The 12,026-nt window shown below is 71.0% G+C and carries 14 protein-coding genes; 3 read left to right on the forward strand and 11 right to left on the reverse strand.

What is annotated here, in order from left to right:
- Positions 1-58: 58 nt before the first annotated feature.
- From BJY22_RS29930 to hisI, 10 genes are all read right to left on the reverse strand, one after another.
- Positions 59-766, reverse strand: coding sequence for a thioredoxin domain-containing protein (locus BJY22_RS29930; protein ID WP_167213266.1), 708 nt, complete (start codon positions 764-766; stop codon positions 59-61).
- Positions 763-1,245, reverse strand: coding sequence for a MauE/DoxX family redox-associated membrane protein (locus tag BJY22_RS29935; RefSeq protein WP_167213269.1), 483 nt, complete (start codon positions 1,243-1,245; stop codon positions 763-765). The genes BJY22_RS29930 and BJY22_RS29935 overlap by 4 nt, the downstream gene beginning before the upstream one ends.
- Positions 1,242-1,898, reverse strand: a complete 657-nt coding sequence (locus BJY22_RS29940) for an SCO family protein (RefSeq protein ID WP_167213272.1) — start codon at positions 1,896-1,898, stop codon at positions 1,242-1,244. The genes BJY22_RS29935 and BJY22_RS29940 overlap by 4 nt, the downstream gene beginning before the upstream one ends.
- 7 nt (positions 1,899-1,905) lie before the next feature.
- The gene (gene trpA / locus BJY22_RS29945) at positions 1,906-2,730 is read right to left on the reverse strand and encodes a tryptophan synthase subunit alpha (RefSeq protein WP_167213275.1); all 825 of its coding nucleotides are present in this window, start codon (positions 2,728-2,730) and stop codon (positions 1,906-1,908) included.
- Positions 2,727-3,935: a tryptophan synthase subunit beta gene (gene trpB / locus BJY22_RS29950; RefSeq protein ID WP_167213278.1), complete on the reverse strand. Its 1,209-nt coding sequence runs from the start codon at positions 3,933-3,935 to the stop codon at positions 2,727-2,729. Before trpB ends, trpA begins: the two co-directional genes overlap by 4 nt.
- A gap of 76 nt (positions 3,936-4,011) precedes the next feature.
- The gene (gene trpC / locus BJY22_RS29955; protein ID WP_167213281.1) at positions 4,012-4,818 is read right to left on the reverse strand and encodes an indole-3-glycerol phosphate synthase TrpC; all 807 of its coding nucleotides are present in this window, start codon (positions 4,816-4,818) and stop codon (positions 4,012-4,014) included.
- Positions 4,819-4,831: 13 nt separating this feature from the next.
- Positions 4,832-5,086 carry an HGxxPAAW family protein gene (locus BJY22_RS29960; RefSeq protein ID WP_167213284.1) on the reverse strand — a complete coding sequence of 85 codons (255 nt, stop codon included), beginning with the start codon at positions 5,084-5,086 and terminating at the stop codon, positions 4,832-4,834.
- A gap of 55 nt (positions 5,087-5,141) precedes the next feature.
- Positions 5,142-5,672: a Trp biosynthesis-associated membrane protein gene (locus BJY22_RS29965; RefSeq protein ID WP_167213287.1), complete on the reverse strand. Its 531-nt coding sequence runs from the start codon at positions 5,670-5,672 to the stop codon at positions 5,142-5,144.
- The gene (locus BJY22_RS29970) at positions 5,669-7,159 is read right to left on the reverse strand and encodes an anthranilate synthase component I (RefSeq protein ID WP_167213289.1); all 1,491 of its coding nucleotides are present in this window, start codon (positions 7,157-7,159) and stop codon (positions 5,669-5,671) included. The genes BJY22_RS29965 and BJY22_RS29970 overlap by 4 nt, the downstream gene beginning before the upstream one ends.
- The gene (gene hisI / locus BJY22_RS29975; protein WP_167213292.1) at positions 7,156-7,485 is read right to left on the reverse strand and encodes a phosphoribosyl-AMP cyclohydrolase; all 330 of its coding nucleotides are present in this window, start codon (positions 7,483-7,485) and stop codon (positions 7,156-7,158) included. The genes BJY22_RS29970 and hisI overlap by 4 nt, the downstream gene beginning before the upstream one ends.
- 64 nt (positions 7,486-7,549) lie before the next feature.
- Here hisI and BJY22_RS29980 point away from each other — a divergent pair, with 64 nt between their 5' ends.
- Entirely contained in the window at positions 7,550-8,695 is a 1,146-nt protein-coding gene (locus tag BJY22_RS29980; RefSeq protein ID WP_167213294.1) for a dipeptidase, read from the forward strand.
- Here the strand turns inward: BJY22_RS29980 and BJY22_RS29985 are convergent.
- Positions 8,692-9,558, reverse strand: coding sequence for a GNAT family N-acetyltransferase (locus BJY22_RS29985; RefSeq protein ID WP_202891316.1), 867 nt, complete (start codon positions 9,556-9,558; stop codon positions 8,692-8,694). The genes BJY22_RS29980 and BJY22_RS29985 overlap by 4 nt on opposite strands.
- 382 nt (positions 9,559-9,940) lie before the next feature.
- On the opposite strand from BJY22_RS29985, the gene BJY22_RS29990 reads away from it, so the two are divergent.
- Both BJY22_RS29990 and BJY22_RS29995 read left to right on the forward strand, forming a co-directional pair.
- The gene (locus BJY22_RS29990) at positions 9,941-10,861 is read left to right on the forward strand and encodes a hypothetical protein (protein WP_238351662.1); all 921 of its coding nucleotides are present in this window, start codon (positions 9,941-9,943) and stop codon (positions 10,859-10,861) included.
- 568 nt (positions 10,862-11,429) lie between these two features.
- Complete coding sequence (locus tag BJY22_RS29995) at positions 11,430-11,750, forward strand: Fe-S cluster assembly protein HesB (protein ID WP_167213302.1); 321 nt, start codon at positions 11,430-11,432, stop codon at positions 11,748-11,750.
- Positions 11,751-12,026: the final 276 nt, after the last annotated feature.

Consider the following 12,026-nt stretch of genomic DNA (forward strand, 5'->3'; position numbering starts at 1 on the left):
ACCACGGCCAGAAACCCACGGTCACGATGGGGCCTCAGACTACGGTCCCGGCGTCCTCTCAGCTCGCGATCGCGTCGACGGCCTTCTGCAGGCCCTCGGCGGTGTGCTCGTCCTCCGGGAGCTGCTTGCCGTTGACGAAGACCGTCGGGGTGCTGTTCACGCCCCGCTCGTCGGCCGCCTTGCCCACGGACTCCAGCCAGCTCGCGTACGTGTTGTCCTGCACGGCCTGCTGGAACTTCGCGTCGCCGACCCCGAGCTGTTTGCCGAGCTCGATCAGCTGGTCGGTCGTCCAGGACTTCGAGAAGTCGCCGTAGAGCTCGCCGACGAAGCTCACCGCCTTGCCGTTCGCGGCCGCCGCGGCGAACGCGTTCGCGAGCCGCGGCGAGGCGCCCGGGTTCACGAACTGCAGCGGCCAGTAGGTCAGCGTCGCCGTACCGTCCTCGACCAGCTTGTCGACGGTGGCCCCGGTCTTCTCCTCGAACTCCGCGCAGTGCGGGCAGCGGAAGTCGAGGTAGACGTCGATGTTCACCTTCGCGCCGGACTTGCCGACCGTGACACCCTTGCCGGCGGTGCCCGGGCCGGTGATGACCGCCGGCTCCGGGCGGCCGTTCGAGCTCACCTCGACCTTGGAATGGCCGCGGTAGTACTGCACGGCGACACCGGCGCCGAGCGCCAGCACCAGGACGATCACCACGACGATCCCGGGTGAGATCCGGCGCTTCTGCTGCTGCAGCAGCGGATTCACGGGGGCCTTCGACTTGCTCACGACGCGGTGACTCCTTGCGGTTCTGTGTCCGGTTCCGATACGACAGCGAACTTACTGACCGGGTGCAACCACAGCCAGCCGGCCAGCACCAGCAGGCCGACGTCCCGCAGGATCTCCTGCAGGTACTTCGTTTGTCCCGGGGCGACCTGACCGCCGCCGCCGAAGCAGCCGCAGTCGATCGACAGGCCGCGGGCCCAGGCGGAGGCCACCGCGACGATGAAAACGACCATGAAAACACCGGCCGCCACGGCCGCGGCGCGGACACCGAAGCCGATGATCAACAGCAACCCGATCGCGATCTCCAGGAACGGCATCCCCCAGCCGACCGGCTCGACCAGGGACGACGGCAGCAGTTCGTACGCGCGGACCGCCTGGGCCGCCGTCTCCGGATCGGTCACCTTCAACGCGCCGGCGACCAGCATCACGCCACCGAGGACGAGCCGCGCCAGCAAGGAGAACCACGGGAACCATGTCCTCACTGGTTGGCCTCCACCAGCTTCCCGAAGTCGTGCGCGAGGTCACCGATGGCGGCGTTCGACAACCAGAGCACGTTCGCCTTGTCGTTCTTGCCGAACCCGATCACCTGCGCTCCGTGACCGACCTCGTACCCCCCGGAGGGAAGCTTCTGCATCCCTTCCACGGGTACGCCGACCGCCTTCGCGATGTCCTTGACCGACGTCAGCGATCCGGTCAGCCCGACGAACGCCGGGTCGAACCGGTCCAGGTACTTGCGGATCACCGGTCCGGTGTCGCGCGCCGGGTCCGTGGTGATGAACAGCAACTGGATCTGGTCCTGCACCGGCTTGTCGAGCTTCGTCAGCGCGGACGCCACGTCGGCCATCACGGTCGGGCAGACGTCCGGGCAGTTGGTGTAGCCGAAGAACACCAGCGTGACCGGCTTCTTGGTCGAGGTGACCAGGTTGAACGCGTTCCCGCCGGTGTCGGTCAGGGTGGTCGCCGGCATCGAGTACGGCCGGTCGAGCGTCGCGCCGCGCAGCCCGTTGGGGTCCTGACTGCTGCGGATGATCGCGCCGCCCGGGTTGTCCGGCTTCTCTTCCTTGCCGCTGCAGCCCGCGAGGGCGAGCAGAGCCACCGCCGCCAAGAGCAGGACGGCGCTTCTGGTTCGACTCACGGCGGTACTAACGATCGACGGCCGAGCGGGGTTCCCGGCGGACGCCTTCGGACAGGGACTCCGCCAGCGCGCGGACTCCGGCCGGCCCGCCGTCCTCGAGTGCCTTGACCAGTGCCGCGCCGACGATCGCCGCGTCGGCGAACGCCGCGACACCGGCCGCCTGGTCCGCGTTCGAGATGCCGAGGCCGACACCGACCGGGATACCGGTCGCCGCCTTCACCCTGGCCACCAGCGGTGCCGCCAGGTCGGACGGCTTGTCCCGTGCACCGGTGACGCCCATCACGGCCGTCGCGTAGACGAAGCCGCGGCAGGCCGCCGTCGTCATCGCGATCCGCTCGTCGGTCGACGACGGCGAGACCAGGAACACCTTGTCCAGGTCGTTCTTGTCCGCGGCCGCGATCCACTCCGCGCCCTCGTCCGGGATCAGGTCGGGCGTGATCAGCCCGGCTCCCCCGGCACCGGCGAAGTCCGCCGCGAAGCGATCCACGCCGTACCGCTCGACCGGGTTCCAGTACGTCATCACGAGCACCGGCACGTCGGAGTACGCCGCGACCTTCTCCACCGTGCTGAGCACGTCGCGGGTCCGCACGCCTCCGGCCAGCGCGGCCGCGGCGGCGCGCTGGATCGTCACGCCGTCCATCACCGGGTCGCTGTACGGCAGGCCGATCTCGAGGACGTCGCAGCCGCCGTCGACGAGCGCCTTGATCGCGTCGACGCCGTCGTCGTACGACGGGAACCCGGCCGGCAGGTACCCGACCAGGGCCGCCCGGCCCTCGGCGTTCGCCTTCCGGATCGCGGCACCGGCCTTGCCCAGGGCAACGAGTTCGCTCACTGGCCGGATCCCTTCTCGCCCAGGCCGAACCAGGTCGCGGCCGTGTCCATGTCCTTGTCGCCGCGACCGGAGAGGTTCACCAGAATCGTTGCCTCCGGCCCCAGTTCCTTCGCGATCTCGAGCGCGCCGGCGACCGCGTGCGCGGACTCGATCGCCGGGATGATGCCCTCGGTCTTCGACAGCAGCCGGAACGCCTCCATCGCGTCGGCGTCGGTGATCGGCCGGTACGACGCCCGCCCGGTCTCCGCCAGCCACGCGTGTTCCGGGCCGACGCCCGGGTAGTCCAGCCCCGCGGAGATCGAGTGCGACTCGATCGTCTGCCCGTCCTCGTCCTGCAGCAGGAACGACCGCGCACCGTGCAGTACGCCGACCTGCCCGGCCGTGATCGTCGCCGCGTGCCGGCCGGTCTCGAACCCGTCGCCGCCCGGCTCGATGCCGTACAGCTTCACGTCCTCGTCCGGGATGAACGCGGTGAACAGACCGATCGCGTTCGACCCGCCGCCGACCGAGGCGACCGCCGCGTCCGGCAGCTTGCCGGTCAGCTCCAGCGTCTGCTCCCGCGCCTCGTCCCCGATGCCGCGGACGAAGTCGCGCACCATCGCCGGGAACGGGTGCGAACCGGCCGCCGTACCGAGGATGTAGTGCGTCTTGTCCACGCTGGCGACCCAGTCGCGCAGGGCGTCGTTGATCGCGTCCTTCAGCGTCCGGCTGCCGGTCTTGACCGCGATCACCTCGGCTCCGAGCAGCCGCATCCGGGCCACGTTCAGCGCCTGGCGCTCGGTGTCGACCTCGCCCATGTAGACCACGCACTCGAGGCCGAGGTACGCACACGCGGTCGCGGTCGCGACGCCGTGCTGGCCGGCGCCGGTCTCGGCGATCACCCGCGGCTTGCCCATCCGCTTGGTCAGCAGCGCCTGGCCGATCGCGTTGCGGATCTTGTGCGCGCCGGTGTGGTTCAGGTCCTCGCGCTTCAGCAGGATCCGCGCGCCGGCCACGTCCGACAGCCGGGTCGCGTCGTACAGCAGGCTCGGGGCGCCGATGTACTCGCGCAGCATCCGCTCGAACTCACCGGTGAACTCCGGGTCGGCCATCGCCTCGCGCCAGGCCTGGGTGAGCTCGTCGAGCGGCGCGATCAGCGCCTCCGGCATGAACCTGCCGCCGAAACGGCCGAAGTGCCCGAGCTGGTCGGGCAGCACAGTAGTCATCCGACAAAACCTTCCGAACCCGGCCCTACGGCGCGGGAGAGTTACGGCCCCGCGCCGTTTGGACCGGGCGGGCGTTCTAGTGCCGCTGCTGGATGGCGGGGTGCGATCCGGCGGCGACGAGGTCGGCGACCGAGGCGCGAGGATCGCGGCCGGTCACCAGGGTTTCACCGACGAGGACGACATCGGCCCCGGCGCGCGCGAACTCGATTACATCATGCGGGCCCCGGACGCCGGACTCGGCCACGCGCACCAGCTCGGTCGGGATCGTCGGCGCGACCCGGGCGAAGGTGTCCCGGTCGACCTCGAGGGTCTTCAGGTTCCGGTTGTTCACGCCGATGAGCTGGGCGCCGGCGTCCACCGCACGCCGGGTCTCCTCCTCGTCGTGTACCTCGACCAGCGGGCACAGGCCGATCGACTGGGCCCGCTCGACGAGCGAGACCAGCGCCTCCTGCTCCAGCGCGGCGACGATCAGCAGCACCATGTCGGCCCCGGCCGCCCGCGCCTCCCAGAGCTGGTAGGACGAGACGACGAAGTCCTTGCGCAGCACGGGCACGTCGACCCGGCCGCGGACCGCCCGCAGATCGTCCAGGCTGCCGTTGAACCGGCGCTCCTCGGTCAGCACCGAGATCGCCGCGGCGCCACCCTGCTCGTACTCCCCGGCCAGCGCGGCCGGGTCGGTGATCTCGGCCAGCTCGCCCTTGGACGGGCTGGAGCGCTTCACCTCGGCGATGACAGCGATCCCGTCGCCGCGGAACACCGGCATCGGGTCCTTGGCGTCGGGCTTGCGCTGGGCCTCCAGCTTCAGGTCGTCCAGGCTGACCCGCGCCTGGCGCTCCGCGAGGTCCTCCCGGACCCCGGCGAGGATGTCGTCAAGCACAGTCATGTCCGTCCGCCCTTCAGTGGTGGCCGTCGGTCGGGACCCCGAAGCCCAGCAGCTGCAGCACCTTGCCGGCCAGGGCGCCCAGCACCGCGATGCCGACAGAGATCCAGAACAGCACCCAGTTGGGCCCGAGCACCATCGCGATGGCACCGACCGTGAACGCGACCAGCACGATCGCCACCGCGGTCCAGGCCGCCGGGCTGTTGCCGTGCAGATCGTGGGGAACTTCCTCGCTCGCCCGCGCCGCTTGATCGGCCGTCGTATTCTCCATAGTTGGCGCCACTCCTCCTCGTGTCCCGTCCTATTGTGGCGGTAGCCCGCCGCGATCAGAGAGTCGGGTCCTCCCCGGCGTCGATCGCCTTCCACTGATCCGCCGGCGCGGCGGCCGGATCACGCTCGTAACGCTGGGTCGCCTGCCGCCATCGCTGCGCTGTCAGCACCGTGATCAGCCCGGCGCCGGCCAGCGCGATCCCGCCTGCCAGGGCGAACCACGGCGCCGGGCCGCCTGCCTGCGTCACCTGGTCCGCCAGTACGTCGCTCAGCTCCGGCCGCAGCCGGCTCAGTTCAGGACCATCGGGGCGGACGCTCAAGGAGACGACGATCGCCGCGAACCCGAGCAGCGCCACCAGACCGCCCAGAACTCTCCGCAGGAAGGTGCCGGCGAGCTTCGTCACCACGACAGCCACCACCCCCGCCAGCGCGAGCGTGACGGGCGCCTTGGTGATCGTGTAGCCGTTGAAGTCGACCACCGGCCGCCCGTTCCCCGGATCGGCCGACACCCAGGTCAGGTACGCCGACAACCCGAGCAGCGCCAGCGCCACGAGGGCGAGGACGTCGACCAGTCGCTGGGATCTCATACGTCGCTGAACGTTCCCGCGACGGCGATCGCGTTCAGCACCGCCGCCGCCTTCGTCCGGCACTCGGCGTCCTCGGCCGCCGGGTCCGAGTCCGCGACGATGCCGGCACCGGCCTGGACGTACGCCGTCCCACCGCGCAGCACCGCAGTACGGATCGCGATCGCGGTATCCGCGTCCCCGGCGAAGTCGAGATAGCCGACCACCCCGCCGTACACGCCCCGCCGGGTGACCTCGAGCTTGTCGATGATCTCCATCGCCCGCGGCTTCGGCGCCCCGGACAGTGTGCCCGCGGGGAACGCCGCGGTGAGCGCGTCGAACGCGGTCCGTCCGGCCGCGAGCTGACCGGTGACGGTCGACTCGAGGTGCATGACGTGGCTGTAGCGCCGGACGTCCATGAAGTCGACGACCTCGACCGTGCCGGGGGCGCACACCTTGCCGACGTCGTTGCGGCCGAGGTCGACGAGCATCAGGTGCTCCGCGCGCTCCTTCACGTCCGCGCGCAGCTCCTCCTCGAGCGCGTGGTCCTCCTCCGGCGTCGTACCGCGGCGGCGGGTGCCGGCGATCGGGTGCAGGATCACCTTGTTGTCGGTGACCTTGACCAGCGCCTCCGGGCTGGAGCCGACGATGTCGAACCCGTCCAGCCGGACCAGGTACATGTAGGGGCTCGGATTCGACCGGCGGAGCACGCGGTAGATGTCGAGCGCGGACGCCGACGTCTGCAGCTCGAACCGCTGCGAGACGACGATCTGGAACGCCTCGCCCGCGCGGATCTCCTCCTTCGCGTGCTCGACCGCCTCCCGGTACTCCGCGCTGGAGCGCTGCCGGTGCGGGTCGGGCTGGGCCTGCCGGTCCGCGCGGACGACGTACGACGGCGTGGGCTGCGCGAGGTCGCGCTCCATCGCGTCGAGCCGGCGTACCGCGTCGGCGTACGCCTCGTCGACGCGCTCGTCGGAGTCGTCCCAGTTGACCGCGTTCGCGATCAGCCAGATCTCGCCGGTCTCGTGGTCCAGGGCGGCCAGGTCGGTCGCGAACAGGAAGGTCAGCTCGGGCAGGCCGAGGTCGTCGGTGGTTGTGTCCGGCAACCGCTCCAGCCGGCGCACCGCGTCGTACCCGAGGAAGCCGACCATGCCGCCGGTCAGCGGGGGCAGGTCCGGCAGCCGCGGGGTGTGCAGGATGTCGAGCGTCTCGCGGAGCGCCTGCAGCGGGTCGCCGGTCTGCGGCAGGCCGACCGGCGGGTTGCCGGTCCAGACGGCCTCGCCGTCGCGCTCGGTCAGCGTCGCGGCGGAGCGGACGCCGATGAACGAGTACCGCGACCAGACGCCGCCGTTCTCCGCCGACTCCAGCAGGAACGTGCCCTCCCGCTCGGCCGCCAGCTTGCCGTACACACCGATCGGCGTCTCCGCGTCGCCGAGCAGCCGCCGTGTCACCGGGATGACGCGGCGGTCCTTCGCGTACTCACGGAACGTCTCCAGATCCGGCGCGGTCATGCGGCGACCTCGATCTCGCCGTGCTCGAAGCAGCTGCGGGTGCCGGTGTGGCAGGCCGGTCCTTCCTGGTCGACGAGGACCAGCAGCGTGTCCGCGTCGCAGTCGACGAGGATCTGCTTGACGTGCTGACGATGGCCGCTGGTCTCGCCCTTCACCCAGTACTGCTGCCGGCTCCGCGACCAGAACGTGCTCCGCCTGGTCTCCGCGGTACGGCGCACCGCCTCGGCGTCCATCCAGCCCACCATCAGGACCTCGCGCGTGTCGTACTGCTGCACCACCGCCGGGATCAGCCCGGCCGCGTCGAAGGTCAACTCGTCGATAGTCACCACCCCATTGTCCCCGATCCGGGGGTGGCTGCTGACCACGGTCCCGAACTGCGAAGATGGCCCGATGACTAGTGAGGCGGGGATCGAAGGGTTGTTGCGGGAGCATCCGGTGATCGACGGGCACAACGACCTGCCGATCGCGTTCTACGAGCTGTGCGGGTACGACCTGGACGCTCACGACCTGGCGGGCCCGGTGCCGGAGCTCAACACGGACCTGCCGCGGCTGCGCGCGGGTCACGTGGGCGGGCAGTTCTGGTCCCTGTGGGTGCCGCAGGACGAGCACGCGGTACGGCGTACGTTCGAGCAGCTCGATTTCGTCCGGCGGTTCGTCGAGCGCTTCCCGGACGACCTGCAACTGGCGTCCTCGGCGGACGACGTGGAGGCCGCGATGAAGGCCGGCCGGATCGCGTCGCTGATGGGCATGGAGGGCGGCCACTCGATCGGTGAGTCGCTCGGCGTCCTGCGGACGATGCGCGCGCTCGGCGTCCGCTACATGACCCTGACCCACAACCACAACGTGTCCTGGGCGGATTCGGCCACCGACGAGCCGGTGCTCGGCGGGCTGAACGACTTCGGCGAGGAGGTCGTCCGGGAGATGAACCGGATCGGCATGCTCGTCGACCTCTCGCACGTCTCCGCGGACACCATGCGGCACGCGCTCCGCGTGACCAGCGCGCCGGTCATCTTCAGCCACTCGTCGGCGCGCGCGGTCTGCGACGTACCGCGGAACGCACCGGACGACGTCCTCGAGACGCTGGCGGCGAACGACGGCGTCTGCATGGTCACCTTCGTGCCGTACTTCACCTCTCAGGCGTACGTCGACTGGGTCGAGGGCGCCCGCGTCGCGGCCGAAAGGGCGGGCCTGAGCACCGATGATCAGCCGGGCAATCCGATCCCGTCCCCGCTGAGGCCGGAGAACCAGGCGAAGCTCGCCGAGATCTACGGGCAGCCCAAGCCGGAGACCACGCTGGCGGACGTGGTCGCGCACGTCGAGCACGTCCGGGAGGTGGCCGGTATCGACCACATCGGGCTGGGCGGCGACTACGACGGCTGCCCGGAGTTCCCGGTCGAGCTGCCGGACGTGGCGTCGTACCCGGTGCTGTTCGGCGCGCTGGCCGACCGCGGCTGGAGCACCGAAGACCTCGGGAAACTTGCCAGTGGCAACATCCTGCGAGTGCTCCGGGCCGCCGACGACGTAGCGGCCGGCTAGGCGTCCCGGTACTGGGCTCGGATCTCGTCCAGCGCCTGCATCCCGGCGGCCTGGTACGTCGCGATCGCGCCGACGTTGGTCGCCGGCGTGACCGTGTAGATGCTGGACGAGCCCAGCTCCTGCAACGCCCGCGCACAGGCCAGGACCATCGCGGTGCCGTACCCGCGGCCGCGGTGCAGGCGGTGGACGCCCATCGGCTCGATGTAGCCGGGGCGTCCCTCGCCGGCGGACCACACGGTCGCCGCGGCGACGGACTCGCCGATCTTGTTGCGGAGCACCAGGCAACGCGCGTCGGCGTACGGCAGGCCGTCGGACATCGCGAACCAGCGCTCGTCGGTGAACGTCGACCCGTCGAACGACGCCCGCTGTACGCCGGTGCGCTCGTGGGCCTCCTCCGCGCCGATGACGCCGACCCGCAGACCGGGATCCGGCACCGGGTCGCCCAGGTCGCGGCGCAGCGGCACCCACGGCACGTCCGCGTTCCAGCCGTCCTTGAACAGCAGGTCCTGGACGAGCGCGCCCATCGGCGTCTCGACGTACACCTTGCCCTCGATCAGCACGCCGGCCGCGGGCGCGGACACGTCCTCGACGATCCGCTGCGCCAGCTCCTCGTCACGCTGGGCGTCCGGGGCGATCGACAGCCGCAACCAATCGGGCTCGTCCAGCATCCCGATCGCGACGATCTCCCCGCCACGCCGCCAGATCCGCGTAGCCGCCGCCGTCCGCTCGACCCCGAACCGCCAGAACCACCCAAGGTCCCCCGGATGCAACTGCAGCGGCACATCCTCCCGCTGCCACCCCCGCAGCACCCCCAAAACCTCACCCAACTCCGCCGCCCCCGCAACCCGCAACTCAATAACCATCCCCCGATCACACACCATCCCCCCTCCCCTCCGCACCCCACTTTGAGCCCCCACCCGCACCCCCGCCCGGCCACCAACCCACCCGCGTCGCCCCGCCCCACGTCAGCCCCACCCGCGTCGCCCCGCGTCAGCCCGCCCCGCGTCAGCCCACCCGCCCAGCCACCCGACGCCTGCCGCACCCGCTAGCCGGCCCCGACTGCCCGAAGTCCGACTTTGTGCATCAGATCCGTGGATCCCGAGGGCAGGCGTACGGCGTGCGTGCACAAAGTCGAGGTTGTCCACAGGGGGCCAGCGGGGAAGGCGTTGGTTCGGCGAGGATCGTGGTGTGGAGAGGATCCGGGAGGAGGTGCGAGCGAGGCTGGTTCGGCGGTGGAGCACACCGATGCGGCACGCGGAGCTTCTGGAGCTCGGTCTGCGGAAGTTCGAGATCGAGCGCCTTGTTCGGCGAGGGCACCTACAGCACGCCCATGGGCGCTATGTCGCCGGAAGCCTCGACCGCCGCATCGCGGTCATCGCGTGCGCCCAGTCGGCGCACCCTCGGTCGGTGATCAGTCACTTCTCCGCCGCGGAGCTCACCGGGCTCCGGGTCTGGTCGGACCGCGACGCCCGGCCGTCGGCGGACGTCTGGCTGACCTGCGAGCCTGGCCCTCGCCGCAACCTCAGGCGCGCGGACGTCGTCCTCCGCCGGGCCGGTCTCACCGAAACCGATCTCGACCTCCGTCACGGGCTGTGGATCACCTCAGCCGCCCGCACAACCGTCGACATCGCACGCGAACTCCCCTTCCGCGAAGCCGTGGTGACCGTCGACCACGCCCTCGCCCGGTCGGTGAGCCGCTCCGAGCTCGACGCCGTACTCGCACGCCAGTACCAATGGCCCGGAGTCGCGAAGGCGCGGGCAGTCGTCGCGTTCGCGGATCCGCGTGCGGAGTCTGCGCTGGAGTCGTACGCACGCGCGACCTTCGCGGAACGGGGTCTGCCGTCGGCGATACTGCAGGCTCAGTTCTGGGACGGCGACCACTGGCTGACAGATCGGGTCGATCTCTGGTGGCCGGAGTTCCGCACGATCGGTGAAGCCGACGGTCTGGAGAAGTTCGAGGCACCGACCGCGAGCGAACGTCGTTGGCGACTCCGCCGGGCCTTCGAGCGTGACCAGCGCCTGGCCGACCGTGGCCTCGAGTTGGTCCATTTCGGCTGGGAGGACGCCGTACTCCGTCCGGACGCACTGGTCCAGCGCTTCCGTGCCGCCTTCCAGCGCGGATCCCGTCGTACGGATCCCGCCCCCACCTGGCGCACCGCCGCCTAACCACGCGGCGTACCTCGAACCCGCCTTCCCGAGCCACCGGAAACCCGAGCTTCTCCGCCAGCCCCCGCGCGGCCAAGCCACCCGAGGCCAAGCAACCCGAGGGTAACCCTCCCAAGTCCACTCATCCGCCCCCCGGCCAGCCCACTCCAACCAGAACCCGCCCACCGGACGCCCGCCGGAGCCCACCGGACGCCCACCGGGCACCGGCCGGGCCGCCTCCGGCCGACTTTGTGCACCGTCTCCGCGTCAAGCACCTAGATCCGCGCGGACTGGGTGCACAAACTCCGCTACTCCGTGGCGCGGCGACGCGGGCGGTCGGCTCCGGCGGGGCGGCTCCGGCGGGGCGGATCGGCTCGGGCGGGCGGCTCGGGCGGATCGGCTCGGGCGGATCGGCTCGGGCGGGCGGCTCGGGCGGGCGGCTCGGGCGGGCGGCTCGGGCGGTCGGCTCGGGCGGTCGGCTCGGGCGGTCGGCTCGGGCGGGGCGGCTTGGGCGGGTGGGTGGGTGTTTGTGATTTCGGTGGTCGGGCACGGGGCGGGGGCTAGTGACAATCGACGGATGGAGTGGGCTGTGCTGACCCTGACTGAGAACGCGACGCTGGTGATCAAGAGCATCACCGGGGTCGAGGGCGCGCCGGAGGGGGCCGGGGTGCGGATCTCGCAGGACAACCCGGCGGATCCGGCGCTTGCGGTGACCACGACGGAGGCACCGCAACCGGGTGACCAAGTGGTGGAGGAAGCCGGTGCGCGGGTCTTCCTCGAGCAGAACGCCGCGAACGCTCTCGACGACAAGATCCTGGACGCGGCGGTCGACGACAAGGGCGGTGTCGAGTTCCTGCTCGTACCGCAGCCGGGCCAGGGTCGCGAGAACGGCGCCGCCCCGACCCCCTGACAAGGCGAACTGTCCGCCGGCCGGGAAGCACGACCCCGGCCGGCCGACGGGCACGTAACGACAACGATGCCCCGCCACGACCGCCCACCGGCAAACGCGACCGACAGCTCCCGCCCGACCCAGCGAGCGCGAGCGACAGATCCCACGGGGTGCCGGACAGTTGCTCGCCGGGGTTTGCCGGCCGCTGCTGAAGCTGGGTGCTGCGGCGGGCAGGTGGTCGTAGGGTTCGTCGGCTGCTGCCGGAGCTGGATCCCGCGGGGCGCCGGACAGCTGCCC

The sequence above is a fragment of the Kribbella shirazensis genome, assembly GCF_011761605.1.
Lineage (GTDB): Bacteria > Actinomycetota > Actinomycetes > Propionibacteriales > Kribbellaceae > Kribbella > Kribbella shirazensis.